The organism is Ruegeria sp. HKCCA0370, from assembly GCF_013033705.1.
Classification (GTDB): domain Bacteria; phylum Pseudomonadota; class Alphaproteobacteria; order Rhodobacterales; family Rhodobacteraceae; genus Ruegeria.
This window is the reverse complement of record NZ_WQEP01000005.1, coordinates 228,189-248,777: the sequence shown is the minus strand read 5'-3', so window position 1 is coordinate 248,777 and position 20,589 is coordinate 228,189. Positions and strand designations below refer to the sequence as shown.

At 58.6% G+C, this 20,589-nt stretch carries 18 protein-coding genes and 1 riboswitch; of the genes, 6 read left to right on the top strand and 12 right to left on the bottom strand.

The window, feature by feature from the left end; all coding sequences use genetic code 11:
- Nucleotides 1-54: 54 nt before the first annotated feature.
- From glyS to GOW31_RS13055, 3 genes are read right to left on the bottom strand one after another with little or no spacing between them, the layout of a single operon-like run.
- The gene (gene glyS / locus GOW31_RS13065) at nt 55-2,325 is read right to left on the bottom strand and encodes a glycine--tRNA ligase subunit beta (RefSeq protein WP_171170624.1); all 2,271 of its coding nucleotides are present in this window, start codon (nt 2,323-2,325) and stop codon (nt 55-57) included.
- A gap of 9 nt (nt 2,326-2,334) precedes the next feature.
- On the bottom strand, nt 2,335-3,543 hold the full coding sequence (gene gltS, locus GOW31_RS13060; protein WP_171119581.1) for a sodium/glutamate symporter: 1,209 nt from the start codon (nt 3,541-3,543) through the stop codon (nt 2,335-2,337).
- 8 nt (nt 3,544-3,551) lie between these two features.
- Complete coding sequence (locus GOW31_RS13055; protein ID WP_171170622.1) at nt 3,552-4,073, bottom strand: DUF6446 family protein; 522 nt, start codon at nt 4,071-4,073, stop codon at nt 3,552-3,554.
- Between the two features lie 78 nt (nt 4,074-4,151).
- Between GOW31_RS13055 and GOW31_RS13050 the strand changes: the two genes are divergently transcribed.
- The gene (locus GOW31_RS13050) at nt 4,152-4,784 is read left to right on the top strand and encodes a MarC family protein (RefSeq protein ID WP_171170620.1); all 633 of its coding nucleotides are present in this window, start codon (nt 4,152-4,154) and stop codon (nt 4,782-4,784) included.
- An 8-nt stretch (nt 4,785-4,792) separates the two neighbouring features.
- Here GOW31_RS13050 and GOW31_RS13045 read toward each other — a convergent pair whose 3' ends face one another.
- Nucleotides 4,793-5,722, bottom strand: a complete 930-nt coding sequence (locus GOW31_RS13045; RefSeq protein ID WP_152457612.1) for a glycine--tRNA ligase subunit alpha — start codon at nt 5,720-5,722, stop codon at nt 4,793-4,795.
- Nucleotides 5,723-5,928: 206 nt separating this feature from the next.
- On the opposite strand from GOW31_RS13045, the gene GOW31_RS13040 reads away from it, so the two are divergent.
- On the top strand, nt 5,929-7,668 hold the full coding sequence (locus tag GOW31_RS13040) for a serine protease (protein WP_171170618.1): 1,740 nt from the start codon (nt 5,929-5,931) through the stop codon (nt 7,666-7,668).
- A gap of 52 nt (nt 7,669-7,720) precedes the next feature.
- On the opposite strand, the gene GOW31_RS13035 is transcribed toward GOW31_RS13040, so the two are convergent.
- The 5 genes from GOW31_RS13035 to metZ all read right to left on the bottom strand — a co-directional run bounded on the left by GOW31_RS13035 (nt 7,721) and on the right by metZ (nt 14,394).
- Nucleotides 7,721-9,295: a thiamine pyrophosphate-binding protein gene (locus tag GOW31_RS13035; RefSeq protein ID WP_171170616.1), complete on the bottom strand. Its 1,575-nt coding sequence runs from the start codon at nt 9,293-9,295 to the stop codon at nt 7,721-7,723.
- On the bottom strand, nt 9,295-10,743 hold the full coding sequence (locus GOW31_RS13030; protein WP_152457609.1) for a TrkH family potassium uptake protein: 1,449 nt from the start codon (nt 10,741-10,743) through the stop codon (nt 9,295-9,297). The genes GOW31_RS13035 and GOW31_RS13030 overlap by 1 nt, the downstream gene beginning before the upstream one ends.
- Before the next feature lie 52 nt (nt 10,744-10,795).
- A complete protein-coding gene (locus GOW31_RS13025) occupies nt 10,796-11,686 on the bottom strand; it encodes a hypothetical protein (protein ID WP_171170614.1) in 891 nt (296 codons plus the stop codon).
- Nucleotides 11,687-11,852: 166 nt separating this feature from the next.
- A complete protein-coding gene (gene folE2, locus GOW31_RS13020) occupies nt 11,853-12,956 on the bottom strand; it encodes a GTP cyclohydrolase FolE2 (protein WP_171170611.1) in 1,104 nt (367 codons plus the stop codon).
- Between the two features lie 232 nt (nt 12,957-13,188).
- Nucleotides 13,189-14,394 carry an O-succinylhomoserine sulfhydrylase gene (metZ, locus tag GOW31_RS13015; protein ID WP_171170609.1) on the bottom strand — a complete coding sequence of 402 codons (1,206 nt, stop codon included), beginning with the start codon at nt 14,392-14,394 and terminating at the stop codon, nt 13,189-13,191.
- 62 nt (nt 14,395-14,456) lie between these two features.
- Nucleotides 14,457-14,534, bottom strand: a riboswitch (SAM riboswitch).
- 121 nt (nt 14,535-14,655) lie between these two features.
- Here metZ and GOW31_RS13010 point away from each other — a divergent pair.
- Nucleotides 14,656-15,354, top strand: coding sequence for a glutathione S-transferase N-terminal domain-containing protein (locus GOW31_RS13010; protein WP_171170608.1), 699 nt, complete (start codon nt 14,656-14,658; stop codon nt 15,352-15,354).
- Nucleotides 15,355-15,423: 69 nt separating this feature from the next.
- On the opposite strand, the gene GOW31_RS13005 is transcribed toward GOW31_RS13010, so the two are convergent.
- Together GOW31_RS13005 and GOW31_RS13000 are read right to left on the bottom strand one after the other, a co-directional pair.
- Complete coding sequence (locus GOW31_RS13005; RefSeq protein ID WP_171170606.1) at nt 15,424-15,810, bottom strand: hypothetical protein; 387 nt, start codon at nt 15,808-15,810, stop codon at nt 15,424-15,426.
- 225 nt (nt 15,811-16,035) lie between these two features.
- Entirely contained in the window at nt 16,036-16,428 is a 393-nt protein-coding gene (locus GOW31_RS13000) for an OB-fold nucleic acid binding domain-containing protein (protein WP_152459842.1), read from the bottom strand.
- 127 nt (nt 16,429-16,555) lie between these two features.
- Between GOW31_RS13000 and GOW31_RS12995 the strand changes: the two genes are divergently transcribed.
- Nucleotides 16,556-16,879, top strand: a complete 324-nt coding sequence (locus GOW31_RS12995; RefSeq protein WP_152457603.1) for a 2Fe-2S iron-sulfur cluster-binding protein — start codon at nt 16,556-16,558, stop codon at nt 16,877-16,879.
- Nucleotides 16,879-17,622, top strand: a complete 744-nt coding sequence (locus tag GOW31_RS12990) for a VCBS repeat-containing protein (RefSeq protein WP_171170604.1) — start codon at nt 16,879-16,881, stop codon at nt 17,620-17,622. The genes GOW31_RS12995 and GOW31_RS12990 overlap by 1 nt, the downstream gene beginning before the upstream one ends.
- A gap of 136 nt (nt 17,623-17,758) precedes the next feature.
- On the opposite strand, the gene purD is transcribed toward GOW31_RS12990, so the two are convergent.
- Nucleotides 17,759-19,027, bottom strand: coding sequence for a phosphoribosylamine--glycine ligase (gene purD, locus GOW31_RS12985; RefSeq protein WP_171170601.1), 1,269 nt, complete (start codon nt 19,025-19,027; stop codon nt 17,759-17,761).
- 75 nt (nt 19,028-19,102) lie between these two features.
- On the opposite strand from purD, the gene xseA reads away from it, so the two are divergent.
- Complete coding sequence (xseA, locus tag GOW31_RS12980; protein ID WP_171170599.1) at nt 19,103-20,587, top strand: exodeoxyribonuclease VII large subunit; 1,485 nt, start codon at nt 19,103-19,105, stop codon at nt 20,585-20,587.
- Nucleotides 20,588-20,589: the final 2 nt, after the last annotated feature.

The following is a 20,589-nucleotide window of genomic DNA, read 5'->3' as shown; positions in this document are numbered from 1 at the left end:
TTGCGCCCTTCGTGCAAGGGCGTTGTGGGCACGCATCACTGCGTGCCCGAGGTTTTAACCTTCGATCCGCGACAGATCGGCCACGCTGGAACAAACCTGCCTGATCTGACTGAGCAGGTTCAACCGGTTACGACGGATCACGTCATTGTCGGTGTTGACCTGTACGTCCTCAAAGAACGCATCCACCGGCCCGCGCAGCCCGGCCATCGCCGCCATTGCAGTTGGGAAGTCTTCGGATTTCAGGGCCACGTCGATTTGCGTCTGCGCCCCATCCAAAGCCGCGAAAAGCGCCTTTTCGCTGTCTGTCTCGGCAAATTTCACATCCGCACCGTAGGAGTATTCGACGCCGTCCTTCTCCTCGGCCTGGGTCAGGATGTTGTTGGCCCGCTTGAACCCCTGCACGAGGTTTTCGCCATCCTCGGTCGCGATCACGGCATTCAACGCGCGGGCACGTTTGACCAGCAAGCTGAGGTCGTCATTGCCCTCCATCGCGATGCACGCATCGATGATGTCGTGGCGGATGCCCTCGTCACGCAGAAAGACTTTGAGGCGGTCGTGGAAGAAGGAGAGGAGGTCTGCAATCAGTTCGGCATGAGGTGTAATTCGGCTAAAATCCTTGGAATTCAGCGAAGTAAACGTCACCTCACCAGCATAGAATTTCCGCACGATTTCAGCGTCTTCCCGACGACCTTCTTCACCATCAGGATGGTAAACTACATCACCCCACCCCCAAACTTCATCACCTTCATGTTCTCCGTCAAGAAGCCCCGCCCTTTGAGAACGAACCATCGATCTAACTGTAGTCAGATAAGAGAACTCAATGATAGAGGACAACGGTGCAACCACACCATTCTCCAAAACCAACCGGATAACCCCCAACGCAGCCCTTCGCAGCGCATACGGGTCCTTTGACCCGGTCGGTTTCTCATCAATGGCCCAGAACCCGGTCAACGTGTCCAACTTGTCGGCCAGCGCCACGGCAACCGACAGCGGCGCGGTCGGCACATCATCCGACGGCCCCAGCGGCGAGTAGTGTTCCTGCGCAACAGCAGCCACCGCGGCATCCTCGCCGGCGGCTTCGATGTAATACCGCCCCATGAGCCCCTGAAGTTCGGGGAATTCATAGACCATCTCTGAACTCAGATCGGCCTTGGCCAGACGCGCGGCTTTCTCGGCCTGATCCGGGTCGGCGCCCGTCACCGGGGCTAGTTCGCGGGCCAGCGCGGCGATGCGCTCGATACGTTGGGCCTGAGTGCCCAGCTTGTTGTGAAAGGTCACGTTCTCCAGCGCGCGGGTCCATTGGGTGATGTCCGATTTGGCAATACGCAGGTCGTTCTCCCAAAAGAACTTGGCATCGGCCAGACGCGCCGACAGCACCTTTTGGTTGCCGGCCAGAATGGTCGCGCCGTTATCGGTGGTTTCGCGATTGGCGACGGTGATGAAACGCTCGATCCGGCCGGTCTTGGGGTTCTTCACCGAAAAGAACTTCTGATGCTCTTTCATCGAGGTCTGCAACACCTCGGGCGGCAATTCGAGGAATTCCTCGTCGATTTTCCCCATCAACACCACAGGCCATTCCACCAGCCCGGCAACCTCGGCCAACAGTCCCTTGTCTTCGACGATTTCCAGACCGGCGGCAAAAGCCATGTTCTGCGCATCATTCCAGATGTGTTCGGCACGTTCATCCTGTGACAGCAAAACGAATGCGCGTTTCAGCTTGGCGGCATAGTCCTCGAAAGACGTAACCGAGAACCGGTTGGGGGCCATGAAACGATGACCGGCCGTGGTGTCACCGGAACGAATGCCATCGACCTGCATCGGAACAACCTGCGCCCCTGATTCATCCGACAATATGCACAGAATGGAATGCAACGGACGCACCCACCGCAGACTGCCACTGCCCCAACGCATGGATTTGGGCCATGGGAAATTGCGAATGGTGGCTTCCAGCACTTCGGCAATGATCTCGGCGGCCGGGCGGCCCGGTTTCTCGATGGTGGCGAAATAGACAGCGCCCTTGGGTGTCTCACGCTCTTCCAGTTGGTCGCGGGTCAGGCCCGCGCCGCGCAGGAAACCTTCGATCGCCTTGTCCGGCGCGCCGACCTTGGGCCCTTTGCGCTCTTCCCGGATTGTCGGGCTTTGCGCCAGCAGACCTTCCACCGCCAGTGTCAGGCGGCGCGGTGTGGTCAGTGCGGCCGCGTTTGAATAGGTCAAACCGGCCTCGACCAGACCATCGGTAATCCGCTTTTTCAGATCCTCACCGGCACGGGTTTGCATCCGCGCAGGAATTTCTTCGGAAAACAGTTCGATCAGCAGGTCGGGCATAGTCGGTCCTTAGAAGTTCACAATCGTCTGAATGACGATGGCATTGGCGATATCCACAAAGAAGGCGGATACAAGGGGCAGCACGATAAAGGCAATAGGCGACGGCCCATATCGCTTGGTTACTGCCGTCATATTTGCAATCGCCGTGGGTGTGGCGCCCAGGGCAAAGCCTCCGAAGCCCGCTGCCAGCACCGCTCCGCGATAATTCGAGCCCATCAGGGGAAACAGTACCCAAATCACAAAGACGACCGTAAACACCGTTTGCGCCGTCATGATCACGGCAATTGCCACACCCAGTTCCGCGATGGTCCACAACTGCAAGCTCATCAGTGACATTGCCAGAAAGGCACCAAGAGCAAATTCAGACAGCAATGCCAGCGACGGTGTACGCGCAACCGGCGGCGCGGACGGAGCGATGGCCGCCCGGACATTCGAAATCACGATGCCCATGATCAGACAGGGCACAAACAGCGGCAGTTTCAGCCCAGCGGCCGAAATCGCCTCGCCCAGCGCATAGCCCAGAATAATCGCAAGGTTCAGATGCAGCAGCACGCGCATGATGGTCACATGGTCAATTTCGGTGGCTGCGGTCGTTTCCTCCGGCAGTCCGACCGTATGTTCTTCGTCAGGTCGGTCCGGCGACAGGCCTCGTGTTTCCACCAGAAGACGCGCGATGGGGCCACCCACCAGCGCAGCAAGCACCAGTCCGAGCGTCGCCACGGCAACGCCAAGTTCGGTTGCACCGTCCAGACCCGTTGCGCTGGCAACTTCGGGTGCCCATGCGATTGCGGTTCCGTGTCCACCAATCAACGCGGCCGAACCAAACAGAACGCCAGCTTGCGCCGGATAGCCAAACAAGGAAGCCCCTGCCGCGCCGATAACGTTCTGCGCAACAATCGTGACAAGCGTCAAAATCAGAAGGATCAACAAAGGCTTACCACCGGCAATCAAGTCAGAAAGCCGCGCGTTCAGTCCGATCCCGGCAAAGAACAGAACCAACAGAGCGTCCCGGGTCTGCAACTCGAATGACAGTTCTACATTGGCAAAGAGATACAGAAGCAAAACCACGAGCGAAGCCAAAAGGCCGCCCGTGACCGGTTCAGGAATATTGAACTGCCTCAGAACTGCGACTTTGCCGTTGATCCGGGCACCCAACAAATACACCGCAAACCCCAGAGTTGCAGTAATGAAGTCCGGGATCAAAACGGCGTCAGCCATGGTTTTCCTCAGTTTTCAGGGCGTTTCGGGCACTCCTCACCCACCACCGTACCGTCATAGGCTTTTTCACCGCAGTTGTTCAACGCGTGCCAGACATATCCCTTGCCATCCCTGGTAATCGCCACGATCCGGTCGACGCCGAAATGGATGTTCTTCTCACTCAAAAACGCCTGCGCCTGCCCCGATTTCAGCGCATCGCCCAGCGAAACGGCGTCGTAACAGTCAAACCAACCCGGCGCGGTCAAGGGTTCTGGGTTTTCAACAGCAATAAACCCGGCCATCTGATCCGGCTTCAGATCCGTTTCAAAACAGCCTCGGTAGCGGATCGGAGAACTGTCTGCATCGATCGCCTGAAAGTCCGAATAGGTGATTGGGACAGGCGCATCGCTTTGGTCCGTCATCAGGACCACGTCCTGGCCGGGCTGCGGTTCGACCTCATAGTAGAAACCGTAAATCTGCAAATAATACATTCCGGCCCCGGCCACCAAGGCCGACAACAACAGAACAATTGCCAGCAGTTTTCCCGTCATGTTTCAGGCTGCCTCTTTCAAGTTCTTGTAAAATAGGACAGGTTTCGTCCGGGTACAGGCATCAATGAGGTCAACACCATGGAATCCACGCTTGCTGTCGGTTTTTTCGGCGCATTGTTTGCCATCATGAACCCGGTTTCCAACCTGCCGGTGTTTCTGAGCATCACTCAGGACCTGCCTGCCGCCGACCAGCGCAAGATTGCGGTGAAGACGGTGATCTATTGCCTGATCCTTGGCGGTGCCTTTGCGCTGGTCGGAAGTCAGGCGCTTGGCCTTTTTGGCATCAGCGTCAATCACCTGCGCGTCGCCGGCGGCCTGGTCGTCATGATGATCGGCCTCAACATGCTGAACGGAAACGAAAGCACCTCTCATCATGGAACAAAAGGAGAGAAGGAAGCTTACCCCGAAACCGATACGGTAGCCTTTTACCCGCTGGCCTTTCCCATTCTTGTGGGCCCCGGCACAATAACCACCCTGATCCTGTACGCACATCAGGTTAAAACCACGGTCGAGGCTTTTGTTTTTATGGGAGTATTTCTTGTCGTGGTCGGTCTGCTTCTGATCACGTTCTGGAACGCCGCCTGGCTGGCTGAACGCCTGTCCAGCAACGCGCGCGTGATCATGAGCCGCTTCATGGGTATGATCCTTGCCGCCATTGCCGTCAGCATGATCGCAGACGGACTCAAGGCGCTTTTGCCCGGGCTGGCCTGATTGCCTCATCAGGCCTGAAACCCGGCGGCCTCGGTCTGCACGAACGCATCCGCACATTGTTTGGCCAACGCCCGGACGCGCCCGATATAGGCCTGCCGTTCGGTCACCGAGATCACGCCGCGCGCGTCCAGCAGGTTGAAGATGTGACTGGCCTTGATGCATTGATCATAGGCCGGGTGCGCCATGATGATGCGTTTGCCCGTCTTCGGGTCCACATGCTCCTGGCTCAGAATGGCGGCGCACTCGGCCTCGGCCTCTTCGAAGTGGCGCAGCAGAACCTCGGTGTTGGCCACGTCAAAGTTCCAGCGGGCGTACTCCTCTTCAGTCTGCTTGAAGATATCGCCGTAAGTCAAAGGACTCGGCGACTGGGGGTCATTGAACGGCATGTCCATCACGTGATCGATGCCCAGCACATACATGGCCAGACGCTCCAGCCCATAGGTCAGTTCGCCTGATACCGGCGCGCAGTCATGGCCGCCAACCTGTTGGAAATAGGTGAACTGGCTGACTTCCATTCCGTCACACCAGACTTCCCAACCCAGACCCCACGCGCCGAGCGTCGGGCTTTCCCAGTCATCTTCGACAAAACGGATGTCGTGCAGGTCCATGTCGATGCCAATCGCCTCGAGGCTTCCCAGATACAGCTCCTGCAAATCCGGTGGGCTGGGTTTGATCAGCACCTGGTACTGATAGTAGTGCTGCAACCGGTTCGGGTTCTCGCCATAACGCCCATCCGTCGGGCGGCGTGACGGTTGAACGTAAGCCGCAGCCCAGGCTTTCGAGCCAAGCGCGCGCAGGGTGGTCGCGGGATGGAACGTTCCGGCCCCGACTTCCATGTCATAGGGCTGTAGAATGGCACAGCCTTTAGACGCCCAATAGGTCTGAAGCCGCAGGATGATCTCCTGAAATGAACGCGGTGCGCTGGTCGGTTCGGTCATGGCATTCCCTCTGGGCGCCTTTGCGCCCGGTTCCGGTCGGTTTTGCCCTTCCTATGCAAGGGGCAAAGGGGCGTCAACGGGGCTTGGGGCCAAGCCTGTATCTGCAGGGCCACACCGGAAATTCCCCGCATTCGCGGCATGGCTTTTCGCAAATGAATTCGCGTATTCTGCGCCAAAGCATGAACACTGCATAAGACGGGCAGACTATGACACGCGTATTTTCAGCAATCCTATTGTTTCTTCTGGTCGGCCTGCGCGCCGCAACCGCACAACAAGATCCCGGCGTTTGGGTCCAGGTCGAGGCCCAGCCATCACTGCGCGAAGCGCAGGAACGGGCACAGGCCTATGCCAGTGCTTTGCCGGATGTGAACGGTTTTCGCCTGAACAGCGGCTGGTACGCGATCGTCATCGGCCCCTATGCGCGGACCGATGCCGAACAGGTGCTGCGCGTCTATCGGGCCGAAGGCCAGATCCCGCGCGACAGTTACATCGCGTTTTCCAGCGCGATGGGGCAACAGTTCTGGCCCATCGGGGTAAACGTTCTGAACCGTGGCGCCGTCGCGGCACCAATTGAACAAGCGGCACAACCGGAAGAGGCTCCGGCAGTCGCCACACCACAGAATTCGGATGAAACCCGTGCGCAGGCGCTTCAGTCCGAACGTCTGTTGACCGCGCAGGAACGCAAGGATCTGCAAACGGCTCTGCGCGCGGCGGGGTTTTACAACTCGACCATTGATGGTGCGTTCGGGCAAGGCACCCGCCGATCGATGAGCGATTGGCAGCGCTATAACGGGTTTGACGCCACGGGCGTTCTGACCACGTTGCAGCACAAGGCCCTGATGGATGAATACAACGCGCCGCTGATCTCTGTCGGAATGGAGCGGTATTCCGACGACAAGGCCGGGATCGTGCTCGACATGCCTCTGGGCGCTGTCAGCCTTGATCGCTATGAGGCCCCCTTCGCACATTTCAAAAGCATTTCTGACCTGAACGCCAAGGCACTGCTGATCAGCCAAGAGGGGGACAAGAACACGCTCCGCGCGCTTTACGAGGTGATGCAATCGCTTGAGATCGTTCCACTGAATGGCCCTCGTGAACTGGGCCGCGACCGGTTTACCCTTGAAGGACGCGGCAACGGCAAAGTGTCCTTTACGCAAGCGCAATTGGCCGATGGAAAAATCAAGGGCTTCACCCTTGTCTGGCCCGAAGGAGACGAGGCACGTCGCCTGCGAGTTCTGTCAGCGATGACGTCCAGCTTCAGCACGACGGATGCGGTTCTGGATGCCGCCGCCGGTGCTTCCGCAGAACAGCGCATCGATCTGGTGTCGGGCCTTCAGGTCCGCAAGCCTCGGCTGACGCGCTCTGGTTTCTTCGCGGATGAGAACGGGACAGTACTGACGGTTTCCGAGGCCGCGGAGAGCTGCACGCGGATCACTCTGGATGGTGATCAAGAGGTTCAACTGGCCCTGACGGACCCTGAACTTGGCGTGGCGGTCCTGCGCCCTGCAAAAACGCTCGCCCCCATGAGCGTCGCCGCGTTCAGTGCCGCCAAGCCGCGCATCAAGTCGGAAGTGGCCGTGTCAGGCTTTTCCTATCAGGGCGCATTGGGTGGCCCCACGCTGACCTACGGGCAGGTCGCGGACATTCGTGGGCTGAGCGGTGAGACCGGCGTCAAGCGTCTGGCGCTGAACGCCCAACCCGGTGATGCAGGCGGCCCGGTCTTCAACGACAGCGGCAACGTCGTCGGAATGTTGTTGCCCACACCGTCCGAAGGGCGCACCCTGCCCGCTTCGGTCAGCCTTGCGGCCACCGTTGATCGGTTGACCGAAATTCTTGCAGAGGCCGGAGTGTCCGGTCAGTCGAGCGAAGAAACCATACAGATATCACCCAATGAGTTGAACCGGCGCGCAACCGGCATGACGGTTCTGGTTCACTGCTGGGATTGATCCGACAGCACCTCAGCAAAAAAGCGCCGCATGAAAGTGCGGCGCATTTTCGTTAGAGAATGTCAGGTGTGACGTGGATCAAGGTCGGCACAGGCGCATCGAATGCGGCCCTTACTGCACTTTGCATCTCTGCTACATTCGAAGGCGCCGAGGAGCGCGCACCAAAGGCTTCGGCAAGTTTGCAGAAATCGGGATTATGCGCCATGACCGCGTTGGGCGCGATCTGGCTGCGCACCATACTGTCCTCGATTTCCTTTAGTTTGCCATTGTCCCATAGAATGATGGGCAGCGACAATCCCAACTCAACCGCCACGCCCAGTTCCTGCATTGTGTAATGGAACCCGTAATCCCCGGCGATAACCGCCGTGGGTTTGCCGCGCCGGGCAACCGCCCCGCCAATACCGGCGGGCAACCCATAGCCAAGGGTGCCAAACCCCGTCGGATGATGCCAGTGATGAGGATAGGCCATGTCCCATACCTCTTTGGCGACATAGGCAAACTGCGTCATGTCCGAATAGATCATGGTGTCGGCCGGCATGGCAGCGCGCAAAGCATCCGCGATCGGCACGATTCCGGGCCGCTCTGCATCCACCTCGGCACGCCAGCGGGCGCGCATCTCGGCGACTTCCTCGGGTGACCAGCCTGTTGCTGGTTTCATGTCCTGAGTTGCGTGCCACAAGGCGCGGGCAAAGCTCTGGCTGTCGACTTGCAGCTTGATGGCGGCGCGATGGCGATCCGAAAGAACCTCGGGGTCGAGGTCGACGCGTATCAAGGTCGCCTTGTGCCCCAAATCCTGCCGCCACAAATCGACCTCGCCCAGCTCGGCCCCGACCGCAACGACCAGATCCGCCGACGCGATTACCTCGGCGCTGCCGGGACGCGGCAACATGGACCCGAAGTCCAGCGGATAATTTGCACCCGGCAGCCCGCGCCCGGCATAAGTGGTAAAGCAGGCCGCCCCCAGCTGTGTCAAAATCTGACGCCAATCATTCGACCTGCATCGGCCACCCAGGATGAACAGCGGCCTGCGGGCCAAGTTCAACATGGACACGACCGATGACACGTCAGGCGGCAAGGCTTTGGTGCGCAGCGCGGGCTGGTTGGGGAACGGCGCGGGGTCGGCCTCTGCCTGCAACTGCGCGATGGGCACCTGAATGTGCTTGGGGCGCGGGCGCGAAAGCTCAAATTCTTCAAACGCCCGTTCTATCAGCCCATAGGCAGCTTCGGCAGAGTTGGCCTGTACGGACCAATCCGCAACCGTACCGGCGGCAGCACGTTGATCTTTCATCTGGTGCAACTGACCCCGGACAGCCTGCGTTTCATCCAGACAGGAGGACAGAATCAGCATCGGAACCGAGTCGCTGTAGGCCTGTCCGATCGGGGTCATGATGTTGCACAAACCGGGACCGGTGATCACATAGGCGACGCCCGGCAGGCCGGTCGCGCGCGCGTAACCGTCAGCCATGAATCCGGCCCCCTGCTCGTGCCGGGCCAGAACATGCGTGATGCCGGCCTCTTCGATACCACGATACATTTCCTGGTTGTGGACGCCCGGTATACCGAAAATCACATCCACGCCACGATCCTTGAGCATATGCGAGATTTGCGCGCCAAGGGGTCTTTTCATCAGCCTCTCCAGAATTGAACGGTGAAGATCGCGTATACCGCTAAAAGCTCGAGCCGCCCGACCAGCATTCCAGTTGTCAGCAGCCATTTGGCCGTATCGTTGAGACCCGCAAAATTACCCGCCGGTCCGATCTGGTCACCGAGACCTGGTCCAACGTTCGCCAGCGCTGTCGCGGCCCCGGAAACGGATGTGATGAAGTCCAGACCTGTCAGTGCCAACGCCCAGGACAATACTCCCATCGACAGAACGAAGAACATGAAAAAACTCATCACCGAGGTCAGAACGTCCCGTCCGACCGGCCTTCCATCATAGAGCGGCATGAACACGCCATGTGGGGACCTGATCCGTTTGATCTGGCTTTTGATTGAGGCGAACAGCAACTGATAGCGAAAAACCTTGATCGAACACGCAGTCGACCCCGCGCATCCACCGATCAATCCGATCAGGAAAAACAGCATGATCGGAAAGCTGCCCCACCCCATGTAATCGACACTGGCATATCCTGTCCCCGAAATGATCGAGGTGATGTTGAACAGTGACTCGCGGAACGCCTGTTCCCAATGATGCGGAAAGACCGAGGTCAGAAAGACTGACATGATGACAACCAGAACCAGAATGGTCGCCAGAAATGCCCGGATTTGACTGTCTTTCCATAACGACGCCGTATGACCATTGGCCAACTGCACATAGCGCACAAAGGGAAGAGCCGCCAAAATCATGAAGACGGATGCAGCATATTCGGCCGGGCCTGAAAATGTTCCAAACGAGGCATCATAGTTCGAAAAACCGCCCGTGGACACCGTCGTGAAAGCATGCACTAACGCGTCAAAAAAGCTCATCCCAAACGCGGCATAGACCAGCACGCACACAAGAGTCAGGAAGACGTAGATCAGGGAAATCTGCCCCGCAATCTCCTGCGCGCGAGGCAGGATTTTCCCCATGGTTTCAAATCCTTCCGAGCGGAAGATTTGCATGCCACCAACCCGCAATTCGGGCAGGAATACCATCGCGACGACGATGATACCAATGCCTCCCAGCCATTGCAGGATACCGCGCCACAACAAAAGGCCCTTTGGCAGCGTGTCCAACCCTGATATTACGGTCGAACCGGTCGTCGTAAGGCCTGACATCGCCTCAAAATAGGCATCGACAAAGCGCAGCTCGGTTTCACCGAACAGAAACGGGATTGCACCAAACACCGGCAGCGCGACCCAAACGCCGGTTGTCAGCAAAAAGGTCTGCCGGATGGTCAGCCCCTCGCCCACACCGTTCGAGCAACTCATCGCCAGGACGGATCCGGTCAGCATTGTGATTATCGCGCTTTCCAGGAACACATTCCATTCGCCGCGACCTTCGATAATGTCCGCGAGCATAGGAAACAGCATGGTCGCCCCAAGAATGGCGACCAGCAAGCCAATCACATATCCGACCGGGCGAAGATCCATCATAACGCGCAGCGTTGGCGCGCCAGCCCGACCGTGTCAAGCAGATGATCCCGGTTTACGTGTCTGTTTTGGTATCCGCTCCCGGCATTGCGGGCGGTTTCGACGGCGGTCGCGTTTTGCGCGCCTGCGGTTTTGATTGTTCTGCCGATGCCGCAGGTTTTGACCGCGCAGCAGCGGGCGCCGACTGCTGAGTTTCTGCTTTGGGAGCAAGGGGCGCGGTTTTTGCTGGGGTCGAAACGGTTTGTTCGATAGGCTTAGCGGCTTTGGCACGCGCAGCAGGTGCCTTGGTCGCAGAAGCCGCCGGTCGGGTACGAGGTTTTTTTGCCGGGGCCGACGCGCGAGAGGAAGACGTGGTTGCAGTCGCGTTCCGCGCAGCCGGTTTGGCGTTTTTTGCAACAGCTGCAGCCGGTTTCGATTCTGTTTTTGGCTGCGGCGCCGGTTTGGGTGCTGGTTTTGGTGCGGGCTTTGCTATCGCCGCAGGTTCAGCCTTTGGCGTGACGACGGCGCGCGGCTTCGCGGAAAACTCCGCGGGTTTGGGCTCGGGTTTACCGGCGGTGACCTTCGTTACGGTTTTTTTCACTGCTGCGGTCTTTTTGACGGCAGATTTTTGCACACGCGGCGCAGTGGCTTTTGCCTTGACCGTCGTCTTTTCCACCGGCTTTTCCGGGGACGCCGCAGCCACGTGCAACGCTTGCACAGGAGCCATCGGCAATTCGAACGCTGAACGGGCTACGATCTGCATGATCTTCATCTGGTTGACCATTGCATAACCAGCCATGCGAATTGCCGCAGCTTGAAACTCCAGCGGTTGGGTAATCGGATTCATTACATGCTTCTCCTGTAATAACGATGCAGCCCAAATGTGATGGATAAAACGCCTTGCCCTCTTCGATTTCTCGAACGGTGGTCGCGATCTTGCAGTCCAAGGCGTCTCACGTCTCGGCATCCTTTTCGGGGCGGCCAGCCAATCAAATGGCAAGCATCCAGCTGCTGCATTCAAGATAGATATATTATAAACGACTGCGCAAATGCAGCATTTTTGCTGCATTGCGGCAAAAGAGCGCTTACTGCCCTAATCTCTGATTAAACTCTAATCGCTTATGCGGGGTTGTTCACCCAATATGGAACAGGGTGTTGAACAGTCTTGGATCCAAGCTGGATGCCGCAAAGGTTGGGCCTTCGGTCAGAATCGACACAGCGTCGTGGCTATGCAGGCTTTCCTGATGGCTGGCTATTATCCGGAAATCACCAACATGATGATCTGCCAGCAATTCAGCGCAGAACAAGCGCGCCGCATCTTCGACAAAAATCGGATTGGCTGCGTTCAACTCGGCAAAAGCCTGTTCGTCTTCGCGTTTGACCATAACCTGAGTTTCGGTCGGCACCGCGCGTCGGCACAACTCGATCAGGTCTTCAAACCAAAGACAATCGGCATCGCAATCCACCACCACGGAAATCCGCGCGACAGATCGTTGCGAATGCGGTGTTGCCAATTGTCCCCGCATGACACGGGCATGTTCGCTCAACTCCAGAGAGCACGGGCAGGTCGAGGAATAGACATAGTCCAGATGCATGATCTTCTGGCGCACACCGCCCGTCTCAACCAGTTCCAGAGCGATGTCGTAATATTGATATCCTTCCAGACCCGATCTCAGGCTCTTGACCTTGTCGGGGTAAGAAAACCGCATTTGGATACGTGCGTCAAAGCTGTCCAGGTCGTTCATGTAGTCGTCAAGCGCCGCCTGCATCACTTCGAAGCTGAATGTGCGCTCGGCATGTTTGTAAAAAGACCGCATGATCCGGGACATATTGATTCCCTTTTTCTCGGCCTCAAGGCTGACGGTGCCCGTAACAGACGTCTCAAGCGTCAGGTCTTCCCCATCTTTCCGATGGAAACGGATCGGCAGGCGAAAGTTCGAGATGCCAACATGCTGGATCTGCTGCTTGGCACCGCGTATCAAGCTGGACGGGCCGTTTTGCAAGTCGGGCAACGACGCTCGGTAATCCGCGTCAACCGAGAAACCCTCCGGGTACTCGCGCGAAAGCGAAGGATAGTTCACCTGCGTCAGGCCGGGCACCAGCCGCGCAATAGCCGGATCCAGTTGGCTGATCTCGGATGCCGTCGCAGATTCCGCCCATCGCCGCAGAACTTTCAGGGCCTCGGCGGCTTTTTCCTGATCCGGGGTCTCATCAATATCGCGCGGGTGGATGTTCATCGGCTGCGGTTCCTCGATTGGTCGTAGAAATATATACGACTGCAGGTGATTTACCAGTTTAACCCAATACGCAGGCAATAGCAGTCCGGATTGAAAAAACCGGCGCAAAACCGTCATTCTGCAACGGAATACGCCTTTCGCAGACACAAAGGCCAGGCTTCGACCACGAATACCACCCGAAAAGACGCCGCGTTCACAGACAACGCGACGACCCCTAGTGGTAAGAGGCTTTTCACTGTGCTGCTGTTTGCTTCTGCGAAGCCTCCAATGCCTGCTGGATGTCTGCCAGCAGGTCTCCGGCGTCTTCCAGGCCAACGGAAAAACGGATCAGGCCCGGCGTAATGCCCAGTTCGTCTTTCTGAGCATCGCTCAGACGCTGGTGCGTTGTGGTCGCCGGGTGCGTCGCGATCGACTTGGCATCGCCTAGATTGTTCGAGATCACAGGAATGGTCAGCGCATTGAGGAAAGCAAAAGCCGCGTCCTTGCCGCCCTTGACATCCAAGGACAATACAGTCCCGCCTTTTCCACCAAGTTGCGATTGAACCAGAGCATTTTGCGCGTGGGTCTTCAAACCGGGGTAAAGGGTGCGCGCCAACGCGTGATGCCCTTCCAGCGCCTCTGCGATCCGTTGTGCACTGTCGGCCTGCGCATTGACGCGCAGCGCCATGGTTTCCAGACCTTTGAGCATGACCCAGGCATTGAACGGGCTGAGCGCGCCGCCGGTATGCTTCAGATACGGCTCGACGGTTCCGCGGATGAAATCCCTGGTGCCGATGATGACACCGCCCAGCGCACGGCCCTGTCCGTCAATATGCTTGGTCGCCGAATAAACGACTACATCCGCGCCCTGTTCTATCGCGCGCGAAAAGACGGGCGTCGAAAACACGTTGTCCACCACCACAATCGCCCCGGCGGCATGGGCCAACTTGGACACGGATGCGATGTCGATCACTTCAAGAGTCGGGTTCGACATCGACTCGAAGAAGACCGCCTTGGTGTCCGGGCGGATCGCTGTCTGCCATTGCTCCAGATCGGTGCCGTCCACAAAAGTCACCTCGACGCCAAAACGGGTCAGGATGTTTTCCAGAATGTACAGGCAGGACCCGAACAGTGCCTTTGCTGAAACAACATGGTCCCCGGCCTTCAGCACCGAGGTCAGTGCACCGTTCACCGCCGCCATGCCCGAAGCCGTCGCAAACGCATCCTCGCCACCTTCAAGGGCCGCGATGCGCTGTTCGAACATCGAAACCGTCGGGTTGCCATAGCGGGCATAAATGAACTCATCAGGGCCGCATTCCAGAAACCGGGCTTCGGCCTGTTCGGCGGTTTCGTACACAAAGCCCTGCGTCAGGAAAATCGCCTCGCTCACCTCGTTGTACTGACTGCGGCGGACACCGCCATGGACGGCTTGGGTGCGTTTGTTCCAGTTCTCGCTCATCTCATTCCCTTTCAGCCTCCGGCGGAGGCAAACAAAAAACCCCAGACGCGGCCAAGCGAAAGGGGTCTTTCATCCTGACCTTTTAGCGGTGTTGTTTAGCGTGGCCCGCAATCCGGTAACAAATCGCCACGAAGCTCTGGGATGGCATACGCCTCGGGCGGTTTGCGGTCAAGCCCGGCCTGCGTTTCGCTCACGCTTTCGTAAGCGGCCCTTGCCGAACCGGCAGAAACCCGCATGATCCCTTCAACATCAGGAGAACACATGGCTGACCCGATTGATCTGTATTTCTGGCCCACACCAAACGGCTGGAAAGTGTCCATCGCCCTGGAGGAGATGGGGCTGCCCTACACCACGCATCTGGTCAATATCGGAAAAGGTGATCAGTTCGACCCGCAGTTCCTGAAGATTGCGCCGAACAACCGTATGCCCGCAATCGTGGACCCTGACGGGCCGGATGGTGCACCGATCTCGGTTTTTGAAAGCGGGGCAATTCTGATGTATCTGGCCCGCAAGACCGGGCAGTTCTATGGCAAGACCGAGCGTGATCGGATCGCCGTCGAAGAATGGCTTATGTGGCAGATGGGCGGTGTTGGCCCGATGGCAGGTCAGGCGCATCACTTCCTGAAATACGCCCCGCAACTGAACCCGCCACAGGACCTGCCCTATGCCAAAGATCGATACCGGGCCGAGGTCGGTCGTCTGTACGGGGTGCTCGACAGACGGCTGGCCGAGAACGAATACGTTGCCGGACACTTCTATTCGATAGCAGACATGTCGATCTGGGGCTGGGCCAGCCTGTGGGAAGGGCAGCAGCAAGTGCTGGAGGACAAACCCCACTTTGCGCGCTGGCTGAAGACCGTCGGCGCCCGCCCCGGTGTTCAGGCCGGACGCGCTCTGCACGCAGAGCTACGAGGAGACAATCGTGACAAACAGGCGCAGGAAGTCTTGTTCAAACGATGACTGCGTTGAAAACCCGTTTGGATTGACGCGGATCATCAGCCCTGTCCGCCTTGGCCACGGCAGGTTCGGCTAGCGAAACTTGAATTCGGGTTCCGCCGGGAAAGGCATCGGGGTGTTCCTCCAAGCTCCACTGCGCAGCGCGGCAGGATTTCTGTGGTCAACGCGCATCCGGGGTGTCAGAATAAAAGCCGCTTGCTTCTTCCCATCCGTTTCCCGCACCAAGCGTGTCATCTCTTTGCGCTTTAGACGCTGCAATTCCGAGAGGTATTTTTGGGTTTTCCCAAGGTGTCTGCGCTCGAAAGAGTGGGCACTCAACGCTTCCTCGATCATTCTGGCGGTATGCACGTATCCTTTTGAACGCGTATGCTCCAACAGTTCGCCAAGGCGACCGGCAATCTGGCTCTCATCCAGCTGGACGGTTTTTTCGAACGATCCATTTCGTGTTACTTCGGGCATCTGAACTGACTCTGAGAAGATGTTGAGTAGCGTGCCGTCGCGCCTGCGTTCAGACACAGGCCGACGCATAGAGATGCCCGCATTACTAACACGACATCAAAGAGTCGACCGACCAATGCCGAATTGGCGGAAAAGCGCCTTTGACCCAGCGTGATATGCGAGAACTTACCGACATTCATCGGCGCACAGGTCTTGCTGTGCGCAAGGCGGCAAGACAGCCGCTCGCTATTGTCCGTCACGGCAGGCCGCCCCTGCGCCCTGAACCAGCATATCCAGCATCCCCGAAATATCCTCGATTTCTTCCGCAATCACATGGGTCACTGAATGCGCCCGCTGCATCCGGCCCGTCACCTTCAGCAACCGCCCCGAAATCACCGCACGGCGGAACCGTTCGTAGATTTTGCGCCAGACCACCACATTCACGATCCCGGTCTCATCTTCAAGCGTCAGAAAGATCACGCCCTTGGCCGTCCCCGGCCTCTGCCGCAGGATCACAAGCCCGGCCACAGCCACGCGCGCGCCCTCGGGCGGGGAATCCAGTTGGCTGGAAGGCAGACAGGACGGCGGGCGCGGCCAATCCCGGTTTGAAACCACAGGGCGAATGGGTGTAACAAGCATAAGAACAAAAATAGAACAAACCACAAGAAAGTCCATACACGGCGCGCTGAGTCGCAAATGAGGCTGGAAAGACCTAAATGCCTTCACTAAGGAAGAAATCGAACATCGCAAAAGGAAGACGCACGCAATGGCAAAGATCACCTATGTCGAGCACGGCGGTACCGAACACACAGTCGAGGTCGCCAACGGACTGACCGTCATGGAAGGGGCCCGTGACAACAACATTCCCGGCATTGAGGCCGATTGTGGCGGCGCCTGCGCCTGCTCGACCTGCCATGTCTACGTCCACCCCGACTGGGTCGAGAAAATCCCGGCCAAGGATGACATGGAAGAAGACATGCTGGACTTTGCCTATGAGCCCGACCCGGCCCGCTCGCGCCTGACCTGCCAGATCAAGGTCACCGATGCGCTGGACGGTCTGGTCGTTCAGATGCCTGAAAAGCAGATCTGATGCACAACAATGCGCCGCGCCTGCCCCGTCGCTTTTGGCAATCTCGGGCACGCGGCGCTTTGCTATCTTTCGGACTTTGGCTCTCACAGCAACCGGCTGACGCGGCGGAAACCATCAACGACGCCCGCTTCACAGAACCAACCACCCGCTACGCCCATGGCGTCCTGGGTGACACGATCGAATATGGCGCGGTGGAATTCACGACCGACACTACGGTCGTAACTGTTCGACTGCCGCAGGATCGCGTGTTCGAAGACCTCGCTCCGCGTTTGGCAGACGTCAACCTGGACGGCGCGCGCGAAGCAATTGTCGTTGAATCCCACAACAAATCAGGGGCTCAACTTGCGATCTACGACGCCGCCGGAGACAAGATCGCGGCCACGCCTCATATCGGTACCCGCTTCCGCTGGCTCGCCCCAATTGGAGCAGCCGACCTGGACGGCGACGGACATGTCGAGATCGCCTATGTCGATCGCCCTCACTTGGCCAAAACGCTGCGCATCTGGCGCTACAAAGACAACGCCCTGACCGAAATCGCGGCTCTGCCCGGATTGACCAACCACAGGATCGGTGAAGATTTCATTTCCGGAGGCCTGCGCACCTGCGGCGACCGCCCGGAACTGATCGTGGCCAGCGCCGACTGGACGCGGATCGTCAGCGTCTTCTACGACAACGGCTGGATCACATCCGACCGGGGCCCGTTCAACGGCCACAAAAGCCTTGCCCAAGCCCTGAACTGCTGATCCGCCTCTTCATCTGGCCAAAAATATCCTGGGGGGGGTGAGCGGTTGAAAGGAAATCGTCCAGTGGACGATTTCGACCGCGAACGCGCGCAGCGCCGGGAGGCCGCAAGGCCGAGGAGGCACCCCCCCAACCCCGTCAACCTTCCAAAGCACGCCATCCGATATCGCGCCGGTAAAACCCGTCAGGCCAATCCACAGCTTCAACCATTTCATAGGCCCGGTCGCGCGCCTCTTGCAGCGTGTTCCCGCGGGCGGTCACGTTCAGCACGCGCCCGCCAGATGCAACCACGTGTCCATCGACACTCTTTGTACCAGCGTGGAACACCATGTTCCGGCTATCTTCCGGCAGGCCTTCAAGCCCTTTGATCGCAGTGCCTTTCTTGTAAGCACCCGGATAGCCATTGGCCGCCATTACAACCGTGATCGCATGGTCATCCGCCCAATTCACCCGCATTTCACCCAACCTGCCCTCGGCCGCGGCGTGCATCAGGTCCATCGCCTGCGCGCCCAACCGCATCATCAACACCTGACATTCCGGATCACCGAAGCGGACGTTGTATTCAACCAGCCTTGGCCGCCCGTCCTTGATCATCAAACCTGCATAAAGAACGCCCTGAAACGGCGTTCCCCGGCGTTTCATCTCGGCGATGGTGGGGCGCACGATCTCTTCCATCGCGCGCGCCTCCACCTCTTCGCTCAACACCGGCGCCGGAGAATACGCGCCCATCCCGCCCGTGTTCGGCCCGGTATCGCCCTCGCCAACCCGTTTGTGATCCTGGGCCGTCCCGACTGAAAGAATGTCCTCACCATCACACAGAACGAACAGCGAGGCTTCTTCCCCATCCATGAATTCTTCAATGACGACTTCCGCACCGGCACCGCCAAACGCACCGCCGAACATGTCGTCAATGGCGTCCAGTGCGGTCTTTTCGTCCATCGCAACGATAACGCCCTTGCCTGCGGCCAGACCATCGGCCTTGACCACAATCGGTGCGCCCTGTTCGCGGGTATAGGCTTTGGCAGCCTCGGCCTCGGTAAACCGGGCATAAGCTGCGGTGGGGGCGTTGGCCGCGTCGCAGATTTCCTTGGTGAAACTTTTCGACGCTTCCAGCTTTGCCGCCTCGGCCGAGGGTCCAAAAACCAATACTCCGGCTTCGCGCAACCGATCAACCACTCCGGCCGCCAAAGGCGCCTCGGGCCCGACGATCACGAAATCAATCGCATTTTCTTCGGCAAAGCCGACAACAGCCCCGCCGTTTTCAATATCCAGAGCGGCACAATCCGCGATCTGCGCGATCCCCGCATTCCCCGGAGCAACGATCAGGCGATCACATTTGGGGTTTTGCAGCACTGCCCATGCCAGGCTGTGTTCGCGCCCTCCGCTGCCGAGAATGAGGATATTCATGAAAGCTCTCCGATCTGCTTGGCCTTGCCTGCGCGGCGTTCTAAGCTGGGCGCGCATTTGAAACAAGGCGCTGAAATGTCCGATCTGCTTGATGACCCGATTCCGGGCCAAAACACCCCTGAATACACAGTGTCTGAAATTTCGGGTGAGGTGAAACGGACGCTCGAAGGCTCATTCGGCCGAATCCGCGTGCGCGGTGAGGTTGGGCGCGTGTTCAAAGCCCGATCCGGGCATCTGTATTACGACATCAAGGACGACCGGAACGTTTTAGCCTGCACCACGTGGAAAGGTCAGATTTCAGGCCTGTCCGTTGTGCCCGAAGAAGGGTTGGAGGTCGTCGTCACCGGCCGCCTTACCGCTTTCGGGGCGCAATCCAAATACAACCTGAACGTCGATGAGGTTTCCGTCGCGGGTCAGGGCGCGCTTATGGCGCTGCTGGAGAAGCGCAAGAAACAACTGGAATCCGAAGGTCTGTTCGCACCTGAACACAAGAAACCCCTGCCGTACCTGCCGCAGATCATTGGCGTTGTGACATCCCCTTCCGGTGCCGTGATCCGCGACATTCTGCATCGGCTCAGGGACAGGTTTCCGCGCAAGGTGCTGATCTGGCCTGTGGCGGTTCAAGGGGCCAACTGCGCGCCCGAGGTCGCCCGCGCCATCGAAGGCTTCAACCAACTGACACCCGGCGGCGCGTTGCCCCGGCCCGACCTGATCATCGTCGCCCGTGGTGGCGGATCGATCGAAGACCTCTGGGGTTTCAATGAAGAGATCGTCGCCCGCGCCGCAGCCGCGTCGGACATACCGTTGATCTCGGCCGTTGGGCATGAAACCGACACCACCCTGATTGATTTTGTGTCGGACCAGCGCGCGCCGACGCCCACCGCGGCCGCCGAACTGGCTGTTCCGGTGCGTATGGAACTGCTTGCCTGGACCGAAGAGCAAGCTGCGCGCCTGTCCCGCGCGGCAACGGATGCCGTCCAACGCCGAACGCAAAGGCTGCGCGATCTGTCCCGCGCCCTGCCGCGCCCGGACAGCCTGTTGAACACACCAAGGCAACGGCTTGATTTGATTGCAGATCGCCTCACGCCCGCCTTGATCCGCGGGGTGCAGAACCGTCGCCTGCAAGTGGTGGAATTGTCTGCTCATCTGCGCCCCTCGACCCTGCGAAGCTTGATATCGACGCGACAGGAATCGCTGCGCAACCTGTCATCGCGCCTGTCCTTGCGACCGATCCAAAGGGAAATCGACCAGCAGCGGCAAAACCTCGATCGTTTGCGCGATCGAATGCACGCGGCCCAAACCACGCGACTGGACCGCCTCAAACAGCAACTCGAAGCGACGGACCGCCTGCGCGAGACGCTGAGCTACAAAGCCACTTTGGACCGCGGATACGCAGTCGTCCGGGCCGAAGGGAATGTGATCACCACCAAGGCTCAGGCCGCCAAACAAACGGCGCTCGAGATCGAATTCGCCGATGGTGTTCTCAGCACCGGTCCGGGCGCGAAATCACCCTCAAAGAAACCCAGGCCGGACACCCCGGATCAGGGATCACTGTTCTAAGC

Excerpts from the sequence above, each read along its gene's own strand:
- glyS (WP_171170624.1), bottom strand. The coding sequence starts at position 2,325 with ATGCCCGACCTGCTGATCGAACTGTTTTCCGAAGAAATTCCTGCGCGG.
- gltS (WP_171119581.1), bottom strand. The coding sequence starts at position 3,543 with ATGGCTGACGCCGTTTTGATCCCGGACTTCATTACTGCAACTCTGGGG.
- GOW31_RS13055 (WP_171170622.1), bottom strand. The coding sequence starts at position 4,073 with ATGACGGGAAAACTGCTGGCAATTGTTCTGTTGTTGTCGGCCTTGGTG.
- GOW31_RS13050 (WP_171170620.1), top strand. The coding sequence starts at position 4,152 with ATGGAATCCACGCTTGCTGTCGGTTTTTTCGGCGCATTGTTTGCCATC.
- GOW31_RS13045 (WP_152457612.1), bottom strand. The coding sequence starts at position 5,722 with ATGACCGAACCGACCAGCGCACCGCGTTCATTTCAGGAGATCATCCTG.
- GOW31_RS13040 (WP_171170618.1), top strand. The coding sequence starts at position 5,929 with ATGACACGCGTATTTTCAGCAATCCTATTGTTTCTTCTGGTCGGCCTG.
- GOW31_RS13035 (WP_171170616.1), bottom strand. The coding sequence starts at position 9,295 with ATGAAAAGACCCCTTGGCGCGCAAATCTCGCATATGCTCAAGGATCGT.
- GOW31_RS13030 (WP_152457609.1), bottom strand. The coding sequence starts at position 10,743 with ATGATGGATCTTCGCCCGGTCGGATATGTGATTGGCTTGCTGGTCGCC.
- GOW31_RS13025 (WP_171170614.1), bottom strand. The coding sequence starts at position 11,686 with ATGCCGAGACGTGAGACGCCTTGGACTGCAAGATCGCGACCACCGTTC.
- folE2 (WP_171170611.1), bottom strand. The coding sequence starts at position 12,956 with ATGAACATCCACCCGCGCGATATTGATGAGACCCCGGATCAGGAAAAA.
- metZ (WP_171170609.1), bottom strand. The coding sequence starts at position 14,394 with ATGAGCGAGAACTGGAACAAACGCACCCAAGCCGTCCATGGCGGTGTC.
- GOW31_RS13010 (WP_171170608.1), top strand. The coding sequence starts at position 14,656 with ATGGCTGACCCGATTGATCTGTATTTCTGGCCCACACCAAACGGCTGG.
- GOW31_RS13005 (WP_171170606.1), bottom strand. The coding sequence starts at position 15,810 with ATGCCCGAAGTAACACGAAATGGATCGTTCGAAAAAACCGTCCAGCTG.
- GOW31_RS13000 (WP_152459842.1), bottom strand. The coding sequence starts at position 16,428 with ATGCTTGTTACACCCATTCGCCCTGTGGTTTCAAACCGGGATTGGCCG.
- GOW31_RS12995 (WP_152457603.1), top strand. The coding sequence starts at position 16,556 with ATGGCAAAGATCACCTATGTCGAGCACGGCGGTACCGAACACACAGTC.
- GOW31_RS12990 (WP_171170604.1), top strand. The coding sequence starts at position 16,879 with ATGCACAACAATGCGCCGCGCCTGCCCCGTCGCTTTTGGCAATCTCGG.
- purD (WP_171170601.1), bottom strand. The coding sequence starts at position 19,027 with ATGAATATCCTCATTCTCGGCAGCGGAGGGCGCGAACACAGCCTGGCA.
- xseA (WP_171170599.1), top strand. The coding sequence starts at position 19,103 with ATGTCCGATCTGCTTGATGACCCGATTCCGGGCCAAAACACCCCTGAA.